The organism is Brevibacterium sp. UCMA 11752, from assembly GCF_021532235.1.
Classification (GTDB): Bacteria; Actinomycetota; Actinomycetes; order Actinomycetales; family Brevibacteriaceae; genus Brevibacterium; species Brevibacterium antiquum.
Genome location: NZ_JACBOS010000003.1, coordinates 2783107 through 2799737, shown reverse-complemented (window position 1 = coordinate 2799737; position 16631 = coordinate 2783107). Strand labels below are relative to the sequence as shown.

Here is a 16631-nt window from a genome sequence, read left to right as displayed (position 1 = left end):
CTCAGGTGTGCGGGGCAGTCCGCATGAGTCATGCGTGACGGTCGGAACCGTCTGATCGGTCGAAACCGACAGGGGATCAGCGCTTGCCGAAGCCCTTGTAGCGATCCTTGAACTTCTCGACGCGGCCTGCGGAGTCGAGGATGCGCTGCTTTCCGGTGTAGAACGGGTGCGATGCGCTCGAGATCTCAACGTCGATGACTGGGTAGGTGTTGCCGTCTTCCCATTCGATCGTCTTGTCGCTCTTCGCGGTCGAGCGGGTGAGGATCTTGGTTCCCGACGACAGATCGTTGAACACGATCGGTGCGTATTCCGGGTGGATGTCCTTTTTCATATTCTTACCTTTGCTGAATCCGCTCAGGCGCCTGGTATGGGTCGACCCATCCGCCAGTGCCCGAATTCGTCTGCTGGACACGCCCCGCACCGTAGGAACCGGACACGAGACGACAGCCCAGTCTATCTGATGGACTCGCTCAATGCGATTCGCACACCGTCTCCTAAACTGTGCCCATGAACACCAAGGAACGCATCTCTGCGCAATTCGACCTCACTCCCGCAGCATCGGCTCCCGATCTCATGGCCAAGCCCACCGCCGAGGCGATCCCGTCGATCACCGGTGATGTCGTCGCCTTTGCCATCGACCCGCAGATCGCTGACACTTCGGCCCTGCTCGACGCGACCGGTCTCGGGCCTGAGACTTCAGCCAACTGTGTTCTCGTCGCAGGTTCACGCGCCGGTGAGGAAAGGATCGCGGCCTGCATGGTGCTCGCGAACACGCGCGCCGATGTCAACAAGCGCGTGAAGAAGCTCCTCGACGTCCGCAAGGCCTCATTCCTGCCCATGGATCGTGCGGTCGGCGAATCGGGGATGGAGTACGGCGGTATCGGCCCGATCGGACTTCCCGACAACTACAGAATTCTCCTCGACTCACGTGTGGCCGAGGCCAAAGAGCTCATCATCGGCTCCGGCATCCGCGGGTCCAAGCTCATGCTCTCGGGGGCAGCGCTGGCATCACTTCCCACCGCCGAGGTGGTCGAGGGGCTCGCGAACGAGATCGACTGAGCATCAGGTCCGGCTTCCGGCCCACCCCGGCAGAGTTCCCTCAGCTCAGTCCGGCCTGCTCCAGGACGTAGGCGATGAGCGGTTCGTAGAGGTATGGGACGACGTCGTCATCGAGGGGGACGGTGACCTCGATGGCGCCTTGGTCCTCGGCGACGAAGAGGGCCGGATCGTTGCAGTCCGCATACCCCAGCGTTCGCAGTCCACGACTCGATGCCGCACCGGCCCACCCGTGGTCGGCCACGATCAGATCCGGGGCCTGACCACCTCGGCGTGTGATGTCGTCAAGGAGTGCGTGCATGGGTTCGGCGAGATGGGTGTGCGGGGTGCCACCGTGCTGGTGCCAGGTCCACACCCGATTGATCTGTCTGCAGTCGCCGCCGAGGCCGGGCACGGGGATCGCGTTGACCTGGCCGACGATGCGGGCACCGTGGCTTTCCGCTGCCTCGGCGATCGCCATATGCACGGGCAGCAGACCCGCGGGATGACCCGTGGCGAAGAGGATCTCGCCCCCGGCACGGGTGATGTCGCCGATGGCGCTCGCCAGCCGCTGAAGTGCGTCGATGCAGGCCTGCGTGGAGATCGTGTCGACTCCCTCGATGAAGTCCGTCTCCGGGCGCAGACCGCACCGGTCGACCATGAGCGCGAACACGGAGTCATAGTCCCAGTCGCGAGTGAGTTCGACACCGAAGTCGAACTGCCTCTCCTGTGCGAGGAAACGGTGGATGTGGGAGAGGTTGTTCTCCCTGGGAGTCGCCACCTCTCCGGTGATGCGTCCGGATTCTAGGGCGGCGGCAAGCGATGTGCGGTCCACTCTGGTCCTCTCGTTCTCAGTGTCGATTCGGGTTGGGTCTGCCGTCAGACCTCAGTCGTTCTGCAATGCGAAGCAGGCCACCGCCGAGGCGGCTGCGACGTTGAGGGAGTCGACTCCCCCGGACATCGGGATCATGACAGTCGAATCGCAGGCGGCGATCGTCGAGCGTCGCAGACCGTCGCCCTCGGTGCCGAAGACAATGGCTGTGCGTTCGGGAGCGTCTGCTGCGAACTCGCGGATCGCCACGGAGTCCTCGTCGAGGGCCAGTGCCACGACATGGAAACCGAGTTCACGCAGAGAATCGACTCCAGCCGGCCAGGATTCGATGCGCGTCCATGGCACCTGGAAAACTGTGCCCATGGACACGCGGATGGAACGTCGGTAGAGAGGGTCGGCGCACCTCGGCGTCACCAGCACAGCATCGACTCCGAATGCGGCGGCGGACCGGAAGATCGCACCCACGTTCGTGTGATCGACGACGTCTTCGATGACGACGATGCGTCGGGCATCTGCCACGAGATCGGCGACAGCGGGCGCCTGCGGGCGATGCATCGCGGCCAGAGCACCTCGGTGCAGGTGGAATCCGGTGAGGGCTTCCACCGCAGCATCGGTGCCGATGAAGATCGGAGCATCGTTGGCGGCGATGAGGTCGGCTAAGTCGAAGAGCCATTTGGGGCTGGTCAGGTATGACCGGGGAACCATGCCTGCGGCGTGGGCGCGGCGAATGATCTTCGAGGACTCGGCGATGAAGAGCCCTTCGGCTGGTTCGCGGATGCTGCGAAGCGCCACATCCGTCAGCTGAGTGTAGTCATATAGGTGCTGTGCGGATGAAGACAACGTCTCTTCGTCGAAAAAGTGCAGTCGCTTCGCAGTGATGCCGAGCTCGGCGGCACGGTCGATGACCTGCTGCCGAGTCAGTGGTGCCTTGGCCGGAGTGTTCATGCGATCACAGCGTTCGAGAATTGAGTCCTCATGCGATCACAGTGTGAGGATGCGCCAGATAGCGACGAGGCCGAGGACTACGATGATGGTGCGCAGCAGCACAGGTGAGAACTTACGTCCGACGCGAGCACCGAAGTAGCCGCCAATGAGCGAGCCGATCGCGATGCAGATCACGGCGATCCAGTTGATCCGGTCGTGACCGACGATGATGTAGGTGCTCGCCGAGACCGTGTTGACGACGAGGACCAGAACGTTCTTCAGTCCGTTGAGACGCTGCAGTTCATCGGGCAGGATCAGCCCCAGCAGAGCGATGAGGATGATCCCCTGAGCTGCGGCGAAGTAGCCGCCGTAGATCGCGGTGAGAAAGACGACGAGCAGGATCAGGATGTAGCGACCGGTGGGCAGCTTATCGCCGACTGAGGCCGCCACATGCTCTCTGCCTGCCTTTTCAGCACGACGAACCGCTCGGCTCTTCAGATGACGCGAAAGCGCCGGCTGGGCCACGACCATGACGAGGGCGACGACCAGGAGCACCGGGACGATCGTCTCGAAAGCATCTTCGGGCAGGTGGAGCAGCAGATAGGCACCGGTCAGCGAACCCAAGATGGAGGCCGGCACGAAGCCGAGGATCCGTCGCCATTGGCCCTTCAGCTCCTCTCGATAGCCGAAGGACGAGGCAATGTTGCCGGGGATCAGTCCGACAGCATTGCTCATCGTCGACACGACCGGTGGCACACCGAAGGCCACGAGAACCGGGAAGGTGATGAGGGTACCGGAACCGACAACGGCGTTGATGCCGCCAGCACCGATTCCGGCGAGGACGATCAGCGCGATCTGCCACAGTTCCATTCCGAGAACTGGGTCCATGCTCAGTAAGGGGAACGGGCGTGGAACCGCTGCCCGTCGCGGGTGAGCTTCACGTCGATGCCGAACGTCGCCGACAGATTGTCGGCGGTCAGGGTCTCATCGATGGGGCCGGCGGCAAGATCAGTGCCTTCGGCCAGCAGCAGCACGTGTGTGATGCCCACAGGGATCTCCTCGACATGGTGGGTGACCATGATCGTCGCCGGAGCCCACTTCGAGGACAGGATCTCCGTCAACGCGGCCAGCAGCTCTTCGCGTCCGCCCAGGTCGAGTCCGGAGGCAGGCTCGTCGAGCAGCAGCAGCTCCGGGTCGGTCATGAGTGAGCGGGCGATCTGCACGCGTTTGCGCTCGCCCTCGGACAGGGTGCCGAAGGTGCGATCGGCCAGATGCGAGATGTTGAACGCGGCGAGGAGGTCCTTGGCCCGTTCGATATCGGTGGTCTCATACTCCTCGACCCAGCGACCGGTGACGCCATAGGCGGCGGTCAGCACGGTGTCGAGGACGGCTTCGGACAGAGGAATGCGGTTGGCCAAAGCCGTCGAGGAGTAGCCGATGCGCGGGCGCAGTTCGAAGACGTCGACGCGCCCGAGGCGCTCCTCCAGGATTCCGACCGAACCCGTCGTCGGGTGCATTCGTCCTGCGGCCAGTTCCAGCAGAGTCGTCTTCCCGGCGCCGTTGGGTCCGAGAACGGCCCAATGCTCACCTTCAGAGACGGTCAGGGAAAAATCTTGGAGGAGGAAATTCTCTCCTCGGCGCACGGAAACAGAATCCAAAGTCAGGACATCACTCATATCAGCCAACTCTATCGCAGGCTCGGCGTCTATTCTGGTTCGACATGGACTTGACTACCGACTCACTGCTGCTGACCTTGGCGATGAACCATCGCCTGCACTCCAGCCTCGCCCCTGACGAGGTCAGTGCCGCATTCCTCGACGATGATCGTGATGTCCCTCTCATCGTCGCCGACGAGGTCTTCGGCACTTCGCCGCCGACGGGTCTGCTCCTTTTCACCGCCGAGGCTGGCGCCGCTGGAATCACGCATGCCCGGCTCGCACTGCATCACCCTTCGCTGCCGCATACGACTCCGCCGGTGGACAAGGCCGATCGGCTCAAGGTCGGCCGGCATACGGCACCGATCGTCCTCCACTCCGGTTCCCACCAAGTTGCGGTGGTCCTCTTGGGCGCCGAGGCGAACGTCGAGGTCATCGCCTGCCGTGACACGGTCTTTCATCCGGTGACCGTGGCTACCCCGGCCGAGGCGCTGCGCCGACTCCGGCTCCTTGTGATGGAGGGACTGAGCCTCATCGAGTCGATCGAGGTTCCCGCCGACTGGCGAGAGGGACCGTGGCGGGACTGGCAGGAGGAGCTGAGCCTGAGCCATCCGATTTCGAAGCTCATCCCCTCGGTTGCCGACGCTCGAGCCATCTATGCCGCCCTCGACATCCATGAGCGGATGCGCACAGTGCTGGCTCCGGCCACGGTCGCACCTCCCGCTTTCGGTGATCTGCTCTCGCGTCTCCACCCCGCGGCCGCCGACTACATCATGGCGGTCGCTACGATGAAGGGGTGAATGACTCAGACTCCTCCACCCCGACGCCAGGCAACGCCATCCAGCTCCTCGTCATGGACGTCGATTCGACGTTCATCAATGAGGAGGTCATCGACCTCATCGCCGTCCACGCCGAGGTGGGCGCTCAGGTTGCCGACATCACGGAACGTGCCATGGCGGGCCAGTTGGACTTCGCCGCATCGTTGGCCGAGCGGGTGGCGCTTCTCAAAGGTCTGCCGGTCTCCGTCCTCCACGAGGTGCGGGCCCAGATCACGCTGACCGAAGGTGCCCGCGAACTCGTCGCGGCCGTTCAGTCAGGCGGCGGTGTCGTTGCCCTGGTCTCCGGTGGCTTCACCCAGATCATCGCTCCGGTTGCGGAGTCGATGGGTATCACCGAGGTCTACGCCAATGGTCTCGACTCCGACGAGGGACTGCTGACCGGAGTCACGAGCGGTCGCGTCATCGATCCGAGTGCGAAGGCGGAGATCTTCGCGCAGCTGTCATCGAAATACGGATGTGATCGGGCCCGAACAGTGGCCATCGGCGACGGCGCCAACGACATCGGCATGATCCAGGCCGCGGGTCTGGGCGTCGCCTTCTGTGCGAAACCGGCGCTTGTCGCTGCAGCTGACGCCTCGGTGACGAATCGTGATCTGCGTGAGGTGCTCACCCTCATCGAGGCACGCACACAGGTGTGAACGTCACCGCGGGTCAGTGACCGCGGGTGAATAGAACTCAGGCGCCTGAAACGCGTTCAGACGCCTGGTTCTGTGTCAGCTGCAGCGCTCAGACCCCGAGGAAGACCCTGAGTTCGGGTGCGGGATAGTTCCCGGGCTCGACGTCCCAGCTCTCAAGGACGAACACTGCAAGTGAGGAAGGCCGGAACTCGTCCGGGACTCCGGCGGCCGGGCTCAGGTGGCCGACCACCTCGGCGACGGTGGGCTGATGACCCACGATGTAGGCGCACTGGGAATCGGACTGGATCGAATTGATCGCGTCGATCCAGTCATCGACTCCCCCGTGGTAGAGGGATTCGTCCTGGCGCAGTTCGAGGCCCGCACCGGTCTCAGGTTCCCCGTTGTGCCGGTTGACGGCTTCGACCACGGCCTGCCCTGTCTGGACGGTGCGCCGGGCCGCCGAGGCGATGGCCACATCAGGTGACCAGCGCTCGGCGATCTCGGCTCCGGCTTCGACGGCTTGAGCAAGACCTTTGGCGTTCAATGAGCGTTCGAAGTCGCTCGCGCCATCGGCCTCGGCCTTCGCATGGCGAGCGAGAATGAGCACAGGCATGGTATCAGGCGCCGGTGGAGTGGAATCCGCCGTCGACGTGGACCATCTCGCCGGTTGTGGCAGGGAACCAGTCCGAGAGCAGGGCGACGATCGCCTTGCCTGCCGGAGTGGTGTCCTTCTGGTCCCAGCCCAGCGGTGCGCGGTCGCCCCACATGTCTTCGAGGGTCCCGAAGCCGGGAATCGAGGTGGCGGCGGTGGTCTTCAGCGGTCCGGCCGAGACGAGGTTGACGCGGACTCCGTCCTCGCCGACGTACTTCGCGAGGTAGCGAGCAGTGGACTCGAAGGCGGCCTTGGCCACGCCCATCCAGTCGTAGACCGGCCAGGAGATGGTGGCATCGAAGGTCAGGCCGACGACACCGGCACCCTTGTTGAGCACGGGCTTCGCGGCCACGGTGATGGCCTTGAGCGAGAACGCCGAGACGTGGATCGCTGCGGACACGGAGTCCCAGGGGGTGTCGAGGAACACGCCGCCGAGTGCGTCCTTGGGGGCAAACGCGATGGCGTGGACGATGCCGTCGATGTTGCCCTCGAGGCGCTCAGGCAGTGCGGCCAGGTCGTCGTCGTTGGTGGCATCGAGTTCGATGACCTTCGGGGTCTCGGGCAGGCGTTCGGCGATCACCTGGGTGATCTTCATCTGGCGGCCGAAGCTGGAGAGGATGACTTCGGCACCCTGCTCCTGGGCGATGCGGGCGGCGGCGAAGGCGATGGATGCCTCGGTCAGAACGCCGGTGACGAGGATGCGCTTTCCGTCAAGAATTCCCATGGTGGTCCTTTCGAAATGTTCAAACGTGGGTGAAATCGTTGTCGTCGACGCCGTTGGAGCCGACGTCCTTGGTGTGAAGTCTAGATGTTGACGGGGCTCAGTGCCCCATCCCCAGTCCGCCGTCGACGGGAATGACGGCGCCGGAGATGTAGGCGGCTTCGTCTGAGGACACCCAACGCACGACCTTTGCGACCTCGCTCGCCTCGGCGAATCGCTTGGCGGGGATCGTGGCGAGGTATTCCTTCTGCTGCTTCTCGGGCAGCTCATCCGTCATGTCGGTGCGGATGAAGCCCGGTGCGACGACGTTGGCGGTGATGCCGCGCGAACCCAGCTCACGGGTGACCGAGCGGGCGAGGCCGACGAGTCCGGCCTTCGACGCCGAGTAGTTCGCCTGACCGGGGACTCCGTAGAGTCCCGACACGGACGAGATGAGCACGATGCGGCCCTTCTTCGCGCGAATCATTCCGGTGATGGCACGCTTGACGGTGCGGAAGGTGCCGGTGAGGTTGGTGTCGACGACGGCCTCGAACTCCTCGTCGCTCATCCGCATGAGCAGATTGTCGCGGGTGATGCCGGCGTTCGCCACTACCACCTCGACGGGGCCCAGCTTCTCCTCGATCTGCGCGAATGCCGCGTCGAGGGACGCGGTATCGGTGACGTCCGCGGACACGGCCAGAGCACCTTCCGGTGCGTCTCCGTTGCGGGAGGTGACGGCAACCGTGTCGCCCTGGGCGAGGAATTCCTCGGCGATGGTGCGGCCGATTCCGCGGTTTCCTCCGGTCACGAGGACTATGCGTGGTTCTGACACGAATCTCTCCTGTTGGTGGACAATACAGATTGATCAGCGTTTGAGATCAAACTTACCGTCACTAACCTATCGCGAACCGGCAGGCGTCGATACGACTCACACAAACGAAGAGTATGATTTTGTAGCAGTAATCGAACGAAGAAGGTTATGTCCAAGCACCCGCAGCAGATCACCACGGCAGACACTGCCCTTGATGACGACATGAAGTCGCGGATCATCAAATACTCGATCACCATGGCAATTCGCACGCTCTGCTTCGTGGCGGCCTATTACATGTTCCGGGCAGATCTGACCGTGTTGATGTGGATCTGCGTGGCCGGTGCCGTGCTCCTCCCCTATCCGGCTGTGATCTTCGCCAATGCCGGGCGTGAGCGCACCACCAATGACGATTCGGCTCTGCTGGACAACGCGCCGATGCCCGAGCTGCCGCCGGCAACCGGTGAGACCATCGCTGGGGAGACGATCGCTGGGGAATCCGAGGACTCAGGGCCGGACGATGGTGAAACGTCGACAGACCCGACTCGAGGTGATGACACATGACGGAGACGCTCCAGTGCTCGGCCAAGGGTTGCCGGGCAGAGGCCACCCGCGCAATTCTGTGGAACAATCCCCGCCTGCACATGCCCAAACGCCGCAAGACCTGGCTGGCCTGTGATGAACATCTCGACTATCTGCGAGAGTTCCTGACCATGCGCAGCTTCTATCAGAGCGACGTCGCCATCGACGACATCCCGGAGGACGCCGGTTGATGTCACGCTATTCCTTCCTCTTCAGCGCACGGTGGCTGAAATATATCGCCATGACCATCATCATCGTCATCGCCTGCATCTTCCTGGCACTGTGGCAGAAGGACCGACAGGATCAGCGGCAGCACGAGATCGCGACGATCAACGCGAACTATTCGTCTCAACCGGTCGACATCACGAGCATCCTGGGTTCCACCTCGGCGACTCTCGATGGCGACGATGAGTGGCGACAGGTGTCGCTGACCGGCCACTATCTGGAATCCGATACAGTGTTCGCGCGCAACCGCACGGTCAATGACAAGGTCGGCTACTACATCGTCGTTCCGTTCGAGCTCACGTCCGGGGACACGATCGCGATCGTCAGGGGATGGATCGCAGAACCCGATCAGGTCCCGCCGACGCCCACCGGGGAGCAGACCATCGCTGCCCGTCTCCAACCGGCCCAGGACGGTTCCGAGGACAATAATCCAGATGGGCTGATCAAGGCCATCGATCCCGCCCGGATCCCCGGTATGGATTCGGCATATGAGAACGTCTACGCGGAGACCGTCCACACCGGCAACGGCCTGCCCGACGAATCTGGGCTGACGCCTCTGCCGGCACCGGATCTCGACCCGGGCAACCACCTGTCCTATATGCTCCAGTGGTTCACCTTCGGCATCATGATCATCATCGCCGTATCGATCTCCGCCAGACGAGAACGCAGAGCCGACGCCGAGGCGGCCGAGAAATTCACCGGCGACGTCGAATACGTCGTGGTGGACAAGGAGGCGCTGGACGCGGGAGCGAAGATCTCCCAGCCGGGCAACCGCTATGGCCGCAACCGGTTGAGATCACCGGGTGTGCACGGCCGTGACGAGGCCGAAGAGGACGAATTCATCGAGGACCGGTTCAGGCACTCCTGAACCGGCGGTCGTTGGGACCACCGGCGAAGAGGTCGAGCCTCAGGCCGTCGAGCCTCAGGCCAGGGTGACGAGATCCAGGTAGGTGTCGTTCCACAGGTCCTCGTCGCCGTCGGGCAGCAGCAGCACACGGTCGGGGTCGAGCGCGGAGACTGCTCCCTCATCGTGTGTGACGAGGATGATGGCGCCCTCGTAGCGGCGGATGGCTGAGAGGATCTCCTCACGAGAGGCCGGATCGAGGTTGTTCGTCGGCTCATCGAGGAGGAGGACGTTGGCGCTGGAGACCACGAGTGTGGCCAGCGCCAGACGAGTCTTCTCACCGCCTGAGAGCACCTTTGAAGGCTTATGCACGTCATCGCCGGAGAACAGGAACGAACCGAGCACATTGCGCACCGCGGTGTCGTCGAGGTGCGGAGAGTTGCGCTTCATGTTCTCCAACACGCTGCGATCGAGATCGAGAGTCTCGTGTTCCTGCGCGTAGTAGCCGAGCTTGAGGCCGAAGCCCGGGACGACCTTCCCCGAGTCCGGTTCGTCGAGACCGGCCAGCAGGCGCAGCAGCGTTGTCTTGCCGGCACCGTTGTAGCCGAGGATGACCACGCGTGAGCCCTTGTCGATGGCCAGGTCGACGCCGGTGAAGACCTCTGTCGATCCGAAGCTGCGAGAGAGTCCCTCAGCCGTCAGCGGCACTCGTCCGCAATCGGCAGGGGCCGGGAACCGCAGGTTCGCGACCTTCTCGGTGCTGCGTTCGGCATCGAGTCCCGACAGCAGGCGTTCGGCACGTTTGGCCATCTGCTGGGCGGCCACGGTCTTCGTCGCCTTCGCCATCATCTTGTTCGCCTGGGCGTTCAGGGCCGAAGCCTTCTTCTCGGCATTGGCACGCTCACGACGGCGACGGCGCTCATCATCTTCGCGCTGCTTGAGGTAGAGACGGTAGCCCATCGAATAGATGTCGATGGTCTGACGGGTCGCGTCGAGGAAGAACACCTTGTTGACGACTTCGTCGATGAGGTCGAGGTCGTGACTGATGATGATGAGTCCGCCGGAGTAGCCCTTGAGATAGTCGCGCAGCCACAGCACGGATTCCGCGTCCAGGTGGTTCGTCGGCTCGTCGAGGATCATCGTGTCCGGGGCTGAGAAGAGGATCCGGGCAAGTTCGACGCGGCGCCTCTGGCCGCCCGAGAGCGTGCCGATCTCCTGGTTGATGAGATCTTCGTCGAGGCCCAGGTTCGCTGCGATCGCGTAGGCTTCGGATTCTGCTGAGTAACCGCCTGCGGCCATGAATTCGGCTTCGATGCGCGGGTAGCGATCGATGGCCTTCATCGAGACATTCTCATCAGGCGAGGCCATCTGGTTCTCAGCCTTGCGCAGACGCTTGACTAAGACGTCGAGTTCGCGGGCGGAGAGGATGCGCTCCATGCCGGTGGCCTGTGGGTCACCGCTGCGGGGATCCTGAGGCAGGTATCCCACCGACCCCGAGACGGAGACACTGCCCTTCGCGGCACTGTGGCCACCCATGATCACCTTCGTCAGGGTGGTCTTGCCCGCCCCGTTGCGTCCGACCAGGCCGACTCGGTCACCTTTGTCCACGCGGAAGGAGACCTCGGACATCAGCGTACGGGCGCCGACGTTGACTTCGAGGTCGGATGCCTGAATCATTCATTCTCCAAACTGCGACCGATGATGTCGGCCAAGAATTCTTGCGGGTGGATTCCCTGAGCCTGTGCCCGAGAGACGAGTTCGTCTGCGATGTGTGTGGGGACTCGACAGGACACGAGCGTGGTGGTCCCGGCGACCGGCGCGTCGTCGGCAACCGGGGCCTCGTCGGCGGCCGGAACGTCCTCAGTTGAGGAAGCCGTGATCGACTGGGACGTCCCCGCGGGGACGTATCCGGGTCCGGACGGAACCTTTGTGCTCTTCTGATACGCGGTGGCCGCTGCCCGTGCACGGTCGTCTGCCGCTTCGTTCATTGCGTGGTTGCTGTGGCCCTTGACCCATTCGAATTCGACCTCGCGGCCCTTCAGCGCGGAATCGAGCTGTTCGAGGAGATCCTTATTGAGGACGTCCTTGCCGTCAGCCTTCTTCCATCCTTTGCGCTTCCAGCCGGGCATCCACTTCGTCAGCGCGTTGATGACGTATTTGGAGTCGCAGAAGACCTTGAGATCCTCCTCGGCTTCCGCCGTCGAGTTCAGCAGGTCGAGGACGGCCATGAGCTCGCCGCGGTTATTCGTCGATTCCTTCCAGCCGCCGGCGTGCCAGCAGTCATCATCGACGTACCAGGCCCAGCCGGCGGGTCCGGGGTTGCCGAGGGCTGACCCGTCTGCGGCCGCGATGATCGTCAATGGTTCTCCTAGGAAAGTCGGTCTTCATTCTTTCATGCCGAGCCTGGTCCCCTGCATTCAGGGCAGGTGATCTCTGCAACCCCGACCCACAACATCGCCGAGGTGGGGGCACCGGAATCGGCGCTCCCACCTCGGCGAGGTGAGGGTGTGACGTCCCCGCGGGGACGTCGGCAGTATCAGAACTCAGATGTTGAAGCCGAGGGCACGCATCTGTTCGCGACCGTCCTCTGTGATCTTCTCAGGTCCCCATGGCGGCATCCAGACCCAGTTGATCCGGTAGGCCGGCACGATGCCTTCGAGGCACTGAGCGGTCTGGTCTTCGATGACGTCGGTCAGCGGGCAGGCCGCAGACGTCAGGGTCATCTCGACGACGGCAGTGCCGTCGTCTTCGACGGAGAGTCCGTAGACGAGTCCGAGATCGACGATGTTGACGCCGAGCTCCGGGTCGACGACGTCCATCATCGCTTCGCGCACCTCGTCGGTGCTGGCGTTCTGCGGTGCGTCTATCACTTCGGGCATTCTTACTCCTTCAGAGACGTTTGGGCTTGGTTGAGTGCGTCCTTGAACGCGACCCAGGACAAGAGCGCGCACTTGATCCTGGCGGGAAACTTCGACACTCCGCTGAACGCTGCAGCGTCGCCGAGTATTTCCTCGTCTCCCGCAATTGTCCCACGAGAGTGCATCAGCTCGTGGAACTTTGCTTCGATGTCGAGCATGCCCTCCACGCTGTTCTCCGAAGCGAGTTCGGAGAGAACTGAGGCCGAGGCCATCGAGATCGAGCACCCGTCGCCGGACCAGCGTACAGCGATTGCGCCGTCATCGCTGATCTCGGTCTCGAGTTCGATCTCGTCTCCGCACGTGGGATTGACCTGGTGCGAGGAGCCGTGAGGTCCCGCTGCCCCTTCGCGCAGCAGAGCCGCGTTGCCGATCCGGGACCGAGAGTGGTCGAGGATGACCTGTTGGTAGAGCTGTTGCATCTGCGTGCTCATGACACGATCCTCACTGAACTCCGAAGAAGGGACGGACCTCGGCCAGAGCGGCCAGGAACTGTTCGCAGTCCTCGGTGTTGTTGTACAGATAGGTGCTCGCCCGCGTCGTGGCGGTGACGCCGAAGCGCCGGTGCAGCGGCTGAGCGCAATGATGGCCGACCCTCACCGCAACTCCTTGGGAGTCGAGGTACTGCCCCACGTCGTGGGCGTGGACGCCGTCGACGTCGAAGGCCACGGTTCCGATCCGATTCTCGGCGGCGCCGAGCACCGTGATGCCGGGAATCTTCGCGATGCCGTCGAGGAGGACCCCGGCGAGCTCTCGCTCATGGTCGAAGATCTTCTCCAGGCCCACCTCGGCGAGGTAGTTGACCGCGGTGGTGAACGCCGCGACCTCGGCCACGGGCTGCGTTCCGGCCTCGAACCGCTGTGGTGCGTCCATGAACGCCGAGTCCTCCATGGTCACCGTGGTGATCATGGATCCACCGGTCAGGACCGGGGGCAGCGAGTTCAGCAGGTCCGTCTTTCCCCAGAGGGTGCCGAGTCCGGTGGGCCCCAGCGCCTTGTGAGCGGAGAATGCCGCGAAGTCGATATCGAGGTCGACGAAGTTCACGGGCATGTGCGGGACCGATTGGCAGGCATCGAGGACGACGAGGGCCCCCACCTGCCGGGCCCGAGCGACGAGTGCGTCGACCGGGTTGATGGTGCCGAGCACATTCGAGACATGGGTGAAGGCGAAGACCTTGGTCGTCTCGTCGACGATGGATTCCAGATCGCTGAGATCGAGCTCTCCGGCGTCCGTGACCGGGAGCCAACGGAGTTGAGCACCCGTGGACTGGGCCAGCTGCTGCCAGGGGACGAGGTTCGCGTGGTGTTCCATCTCGGTGACGACGATGGAGTCGGCGGGGCCGAGACCGAAACGCCCAGCGGCCTCTCCCCCGAGGCCATGGCTGGCTCGGTCGATGCCCAATGCGACCACGTTGAGTGCCTCGGTGGCGTTCTTCGTCCAGACCACCTGTTCGGATGCTCCGCCGACGAGGTCTGCCACTGCTTCACGGCCTGCTTCGAACGCGTCGGTGGCCATCACCGCAAGAGAGTGTGCTCCACGGTGAACGGCGGCATTGCGCTGCGAGTAATACTCGGTGAATGTGTCGATGACGCACTGCGGCTTCTGGGAAGTCGCGCCAGAGTCGAGATAGCTCAGAGACGACTCCCCGATCCTGGTGTCCAGGATCGGGAAGTCGTTCCGCAGGCGGGAGAACATCAGACCGAGGCCTGCAGGAAGCGGTCGTAGCCTTCGTTCTCGAGGCGATCGGCCAGCTCGGGTCCGCCCTCTTCAGCAACCTTGCCCTTGATGATCACGTGCACGTGGTCGGGCTTGATGTAGCTGAGGATGCGGGTGTAGTGCGTGATGAGCAGGACGCCGACATCGGTCGACTCGCGCACCCGGTTGATGCCCTCGGACACGATGCGCAGAGCATCGACGTCAAGGCCGGAGTCGGTCTCGTCGAGGACGGAGAACTTGGGCTTGAGCATCTCCATCTGCAGGATCTCGTGGCGCTTCTTCTCGCCGCCGGAGAATCCTTCGTTGACGTTGCGGCTGGCGAACTCAGGATCCACGCGGAGGTTCTCCATCGCGGACTTGAGGTCCTTGGTCCAGTGACGCAGCTTCGGTGCTTCACCGTCGATTGCGGTCTTGGCCGAACGCAGGAAGTTCGTCACGGTCACGCCGGGGACCTCGACGGGGTACTGCATGGCCAGGAACAGTCCGGCCTTGGCGCGCTCGTCGACGGACATCGCGAGGACGTCCACGCCGTCGAGGGTGACGGAGCCCGAGGTCACCTGGTACTTCGGGTGACCGGCCAGTGAGTAGGCCAGTGTGGACTTGCCGGAGCCGTTGGGGCCCATGATGGCGTGGGTCTCGTTGGAGTTGATCTCCAGGTTGATGCCGTTGAGGATCGGCTTGGGACCGGTTTCGGTGTTGACGCTGACGTGCAGGTCAGTGATTTTCAGAGTGGACATGTCAATCCTTTTCAATTCAGGTAAGCGTGGTGATCAGTTGAGCGTGCTGGTCAATTGACCACTGTGCTCGGGTCAAGCAGGATGCGGCCGGCGATCTCCTTGCAGTCATAGACTGCGACGGGTTCGAAGGCCGGTGGGCTCAGTGGGCGGCCGGTCTTGAGGTCGAACTGGGATCCGTGCAGCCAGCATTCGATGGCGCAGCCCTCCACTTCTCCCTCGGCCAGCGATACCTCGCCGTGAGTGCAGACATCGTCGATGGCATGGATCGTGCCGTCGGAGTCGCGGGCGATGCAGATCTCGAAGTTGTCCACTTCGATCCTCATCGTCGCGCCCGCGGCCACCTCGTCGGCGGCCGCAACGTCGATCATGGTCACAGAACGCTCCGGGAGAGTTCTTCCTCGATTCGTTCGTTGAGGACCTCTTCGATCTCGGGCACCTGGATCTTCTGGATCACTTCATTGAAGAATCCGCGGACCACGAGCTGACGCGCAACGTCCTCGGGAATGCCGCGGCTCATCAGGTAGAACAGGTGCTCCTCATCGAAGCGTCCGGTCGACGAAGCGTGTCCGGCGCCGGCGATGTCGCCGGTCTCGATCTCGAGGTTCGGCACCGAGTCCGCCCTGGCCCCATCGGAGAGGATGAGGTTGCGGTTGAGCTCGTAGGTGTCGATGTCGAGTGCCTCGGGGCGGATGAGCACATCGCCGATCCAGACGCTGCGTGCGTCCTTGCCCTGGAGAGCGCCCTTGTAGTGGACGTTCGAGGTGGCCTTCGGCGTGTTGTGGTCGACGTAGGTGCGGTGCTCGAAGTGCTGGCCGGCATCGGCGAAGTAGAGTCCGAGCAGTTCGGCCTCTCCCCCGGCTGCCGAGTAGCGCACGTTCGTGTTCAGACGCACGATGTCTCCGCCGAGGCTGATGACGATGTGCTTGAACTTCGCGTCCTTGCCCACGATCGCGTCGTGCTGGCCCAGGTGCTGTGTCTCGTCGTCCCAGAGCTGCAGGGACACGAAGGTCACATTTGCGCCATCACCGATGACGAGGGACACGAGCTCGGAGTGCCGAGCGAGTCCTTCGTGCTCGATGACGATGGTCGCCTTGGCATTCGCTCCGACGGAGACGACGACATGTCCATGGGAGATGTCGTTGCCGGTGCCGTCGGCGTGGATGATCACGGCGCCGTCGATCTCGGTTCCCGCGGGAACCGAGTAGTGGGTGACGGTGGCGGCGCGGTTGGCTGCCACGGCGGCGGCCCGATCCTCGGGTTCGAGGATGCCCAGCTCCTGCGCGGCCTCGAGCGAGATCTCCTCCACGGAGATGCCCTCAGGCAGGTCGCCGGTCGTCGTCAGCTTCGTTTCGGAGGCAGCGTCGGTGAAGAAATCACTGAGCTTGCGCACCGGCGAGAACCGCCATTCCTCTTCGCGTCCGTTCGGGACGGCGAAGTCGGAGACGTCGAAGCTGCGTGTGCGAGCGTCCCGCTTGGAATCGGGGACGTGGACGTCGGCGCCATGAGAGTGCTCATCGAGGCCCAACGGATTGGTGGTATCAGTCACTTAG

The 16631-nt window shown here is 63.3% G+C and carries 22 protein-coding genes; 6 read left to right on the top strand and 16 right to left on the bottom strand.

Annotated elements, in window-relative coordinates; genetic code table 11:
• Positions 1–76 precede the first annotated feature (76 nt).
• Entirely contained in the window at positions 77–331 is a 255-nt protein-coding gene (locus tag HU144_RS12430; protein WP_009881328.1) for a type B 50S ribosomal protein L31, read from the bottom strand.
• Positions 332–507: 176 nt separating this feature from the next.
• On the opposite strand from HU144_RS12430, the gene HU144_RS12425 reads away from it, so the two are divergent.
• Positions 508–1059, top strand: a complete 552-nt coding sequence (locus HU144_RS12425) for a YbaK/EbsC family protein (protein WP_235351577.1) — start codon at positions 508–510, stop codon at positions 1057–1059.
• Between the two features lie 40 nt (positions 1060–1099).
• Here HU144_RS12425 and HU144_RS12420 read toward each other — a convergent pair whose 3' ends face one another.
• From HU144_RS12420 to HU144_RS12405, 4 genes are read right to left on the bottom strand one after another with little or no spacing between them, the layout of a single operon-like run.
• Positions 1100–1870: a phosphatase gene (locus HU144_RS12420; RefSeq protein ID WP_235351576.1), complete on the bottom strand. Its 771-nt coding sequence runs from the start codon at positions 1868–1870 to the stop codon at positions 1100–1102.
• Positions 1871–1921: 51 nt separating this feature from the next.
• Positions 1922–2812, bottom strand: a complete 891-nt coding sequence (locus tag HU144_RS12415; RefSeq protein WP_235351575.1) for a TrmH family RNA methyltransferase — start codon at positions 2810–2812, stop codon at positions 1922–1924.
• A 36-nt stretch (positions 2813–2848) separates the two neighbouring features.
• Entirely contained in the window at positions 2849–3661 is an 813-nt protein-coding gene (locus tag HU144_RS12410) for a sulfite exporter TauE/SafE family protein (protein ID WP_235352698.1), read from the bottom strand.
• Between the two features lie 20 nt (positions 3662–3681).
• Positions 3682–4467, bottom strand: a complete 786-nt coding sequence (locus HU144_RS12405; protein WP_235344304.1) for an ABC transporter ATP-binding protein — start codon at positions 4465–4467, stop codon at positions 3682–3684.
• A gap of 44 nt (positions 4468–4511) precedes the next feature.
• On the opposite strand from HU144_RS12405, the gene HU144_RS12400 reads away from it, so the two are divergent.
• Positions 4512–5246, top strand: coding sequence for a hypothetical protein (locus tag HU144_RS12400; RefSeq protein WP_235351574.1), 735 nt, complete (start codon positions 4512–4514; stop codon positions 5244–5246).
• Positions 5243–5923: a phosphoserine phosphatase SerB gene (gene serB / locus HU144_RS12395; protein ID WP_235351573.1), complete on the top strand. Its 681-nt coding sequence runs from the start codon at positions 5243–5245 to the stop codon at positions 5921–5923. The genes HU144_RS12400 and serB overlap by 4 nt, the downstream gene beginning before the upstream one ends.
• An 88-nt stretch (positions 5924–6011) precedes the next feature.
• Here the strand turns inward: serB and HU144_RS12390 are convergent, their stop codons facing one another.
• The 3 genes from HU144_RS12390 to HU144_RS12380 all read right to left on the bottom strand — a co-directional run bounded on the left by HU144_RS12390 (position 6012) and on the right by HU144_RS12380 (position 8086).
• Positions 6012–6515: a SixA phosphatase family protein gene (locus tag HU144_RS12390; protein WP_235351572.1), complete on the bottom strand. Its 504-nt coding sequence runs from the start codon at positions 6513–6515 to the stop codon at positions 6012–6014.
• A 4-nt stretch (positions 6516–6519) separates the two neighbouring features.
• Positions 6520–7278, bottom strand: a complete 759-nt coding sequence (fabI, locus tag HU144_RS12385; RefSeq protein WP_143921727.1) for an enoyl-ACP reductase FabI — start codon at positions 7276–7278, stop codon at positions 6520–6522.
• Between the two features lie 97 nt (positions 7279–7375).
• Positions 7376–8086 carry a beta-ketoacyl-ACP reductase gene (locus HU144_RS12380; protein ID WP_198396227.1) on the bottom strand — a complete coding sequence of 237 codons (711 nt, stop codon included), beginning with the start codon at positions 8084–8086 and terminating at the stop codon, positions 7376–7378.
• A gap of 147 nt (positions 8087–8233) precedes the next feature.
• On the opposite strand from HU144_RS12380, the gene HU144_RS12375 reads away from it, so the two are divergent.
• From HU144_RS12375 to HU144_RS12365, 3 genes are read left to right on the top strand one after another with little or no spacing between them, the layout of a single operon-like run.
• Positions 8234–8626 (top strand): DUF3099 domain-containing protein, encoded by a 393-nt coding sequence (locus HU144_RS12375; protein WP_235351571.1) that lies wholly within the window; start codon positions 8234–8236, stop codon positions 8624–8626.
• The gene (locus tag HU144_RS12370; RefSeq protein WP_235351570.1) at positions 8623–8835 is read left to right on the top strand and encodes a hypothetical protein; all 213 of its coding nucleotides are present in this window, start codon (positions 8623–8625) and stop codon (positions 8833–8835) included. The genes HU144_RS12375 and HU144_RS12370 overlap by 4 nt, the downstream gene beginning before the upstream one ends.
• Positions 8835–9737 (top strand): SURF1 family cytochrome oxidase biogenesis protein, encoded by a 903-nt coding sequence (locus HU144_RS12365; protein WP_235351569.1) that lies wholly within the window; start codon positions 8835–8837, stop codon positions 9735–9737. Before HU144_RS12370 ends, HU144_RS12365 begins: the two co-directional genes overlap by 1 nt.
• 54 nt (positions 9738–9791) lie before the next feature.
• On the opposite strand, the gene HU144_RS12360 is transcribed toward HU144_RS12365, so the two are convergent.
• The 8 genes from HU144_RS12360 to sufD form a co-directional block, all read right to left on the bottom strand.
• On the bottom strand, positions 9792–11390 hold the full coding sequence (locus HU144_RS12360; protein WP_235351568.1) for an ABC-F family ATP-binding cassette domain-containing protein: 1599 nt from the start codon (positions 11388–11390) through the stop codon (positions 9792–9794).
• A complete protein-coding gene (locus HU144_RS12355) occupies positions 11387–12073 on the bottom strand; it encodes a ribonuclease H family protein (protein ID WP_442862656.1) in 687 nt (228 codons plus the stop codon). Before HU144_RS12355 ends, HU144_RS12360 begins: the two co-directional genes overlap by 4 nt.
• Positions 12074–12256: 183 nt before the next feature.
• Positions 12257–12592, bottom strand: coding sequence for a metal-sulfur cluster assembly factor (locus tag HU144_RS12350; RefSeq protein WP_235351567.1), 336 nt, complete (start codon positions 12590–12592; stop codon positions 12257–12259).
• A gap of 2 nt (positions 12593–12594) precedes the next feature.
• On the bottom strand, positions 12595–13062 hold the full coding sequence (sufU, locus tag HU144_RS12345) for a Fe-S cluster assembly sulfur transfer protein SufU (protein WP_235351566.1): 468 nt from the start codon (positions 13060–13062) through the stop codon (positions 12595–12597).
• A 10-nt stretch (positions 13063–13072) separates the two neighbouring features.
• Positions 13073–14323: a SufS family cysteine desulfurase gene (locus HU144_RS12340; protein WP_235351565.1), complete on the bottom strand. Its 1251-nt coding sequence runs from the start codon at positions 14321–14323 to the stop codon at positions 13073–13075.
• Positions 14323–15081, bottom strand: coding sequence for a Fe-S cluster assembly ATPase SufC (sufC, locus tag HU144_RS12335; RefSeq protein WP_198396235.1), 759 nt, complete (start codon positions 15079–15081; stop codon positions 14323–14325). The genes HU144_RS12340 and sufC overlap by 1 nt, the downstream gene beginning before the upstream one ends.
• A gap of 50 nt (positions 15082–15131) precedes the next feature.
• Positions 15132–15455, bottom strand: a complete 324-nt coding sequence (locus tag HU144_RS12330) for a non-heme iron oxygenase ferredoxin subunit (protein WP_442862655.1) — start codon at positions 15453–15455, stop codon at positions 15132–15134.
• Positions 15452–16627, bottom strand: a complete 1176-nt coding sequence (sufD, locus tag HU144_RS12325) for a Fe-S cluster assembly protein SufD (protein WP_235351564.1) — start codon at positions 16625–16627, stop codon at positions 15452–15454. Before sufD ends, HU144_RS12330 begins: the two co-directional genes overlap by 4 nt.
• Between the last annotated feature and the right edge of the window lie 4 nt (positions 16628–16631).

What these genes read in the sequence shown, in the direction of transcription:
- HU144_RS12430 (WP_009881328.1), bottom strand. Translation starts at nt 331, where the DNA reads ATGAAAAAGGACATCCACCCGGAATACGCACCGATCGTGTTCAACGAT.
- HU144_RS12425 (WP_235351577.1), top strand. Translation starts at nt 508, where the DNA reads ATGAACACCAAGGAACGCATCTCTGCGCAATTCGACCTCACTCCCGCA.
- HU144_RS12415 (WP_235351575.1), bottom strand. Translation starts at nt 2,812, where the DNA reads ATGAACACTCCGGCCAAGGCACCACTGACTCGGCAGCAGGTCATCGAC.
- HU144_RS12410 (WP_235352698.1), bottom strand. Translation starts at nt 3,661, where the DNA reads ATGGAACTGTGGCAGATCGCGCTGATCGTCCTCGCCGGAATCGGTGCT.
- HU144_RS12405 (WP_235344304.1), bottom strand. Translation starts at nt 4,467, where the DNA reads ATGAGTGATGTCCTGACTTTGGATTCTGTTTCCGTGCGCCGAGGAGAG.
- HU144_RS12400 (WP_235351574.1), top strand. Translation starts at nt 4,512, where the DNA reads ATGGACTTGACTACCGACTCACTGCTGCTGACCTTGGCGATGAACCAT.
- HU144_RS12390 (WP_235351572.1), bottom strand. Translation starts at nt 6,515, where the DNA reads ATGCCTGTGCTCATTCTCGCTCGCCATGCGAAGGCCGAGGCCGATGGC.
- fabI (WP_143921727.1), bottom strand. Translation starts at nt 7,278, where the DNA reads ATGGGAATTCTTGACGGAAAGCGCATCCTCGTCACCGGCGTTCTGACC.
- HU144_RS12375 (WP_235351571.1), top strand. Translation starts at nt 8,234, where the DNA reads ATGTCCAAGCACCCGCAGCAGATCACCACGGCAGACACTGCCCTTGAT.
- HU144_RS12370 (WP_235351570.1), top strand. Translation starts at nt 8,623, where the DNA reads ATGACGGAGACGCTCCAGTGCTCGGCCAAGGGTTGCCGGGCAGAGGCC.
- HU144_RS12365 (WP_235351569.1), top strand. Translation starts at nt 8,835, where the DNA reads ATGTCACGCTATTCCTTCCTCTTCAGCGCACGGTGGCTGAAATATATC.
- HU144_RS12360 (WP_235351568.1), bottom strand. Translation starts at nt 11,390, where the DNA reads ATGATTCAGGCATCCGACCTCGAAGTCAACGTCGGCGCCCGTACGCTG.
- HU144_RS12350 (WP_235351567.1), bottom strand. Translation starts at nt 12,592, where the DNA reads ATGCCCGAAGTGATAGACGCACCGCAGAACGCCAGCACCGACGAGGTG.
- sufU (WP_235351566.1), bottom strand. Translation starts at nt 13,062, where the DNA reads ATGAGCACGCAGATGCAACAGCTCTACCAACAGGTCATCCTCGACCAC.
- HU144_RS12340 (WP_235351565.1), bottom strand. Translation starts at nt 14,323, where the DNA reads ATGTTCTCCCGCCTGCGGAACGACTTCCCGATCCTGGACACCAGGATC.
- sufC (WP_198396235.1), bottom strand. Translation starts at nt 15,081, where the DNA reads ATGTCCACTCTGAAAATCACTGACCTGCACGTCAGCGTCAACACCGAA.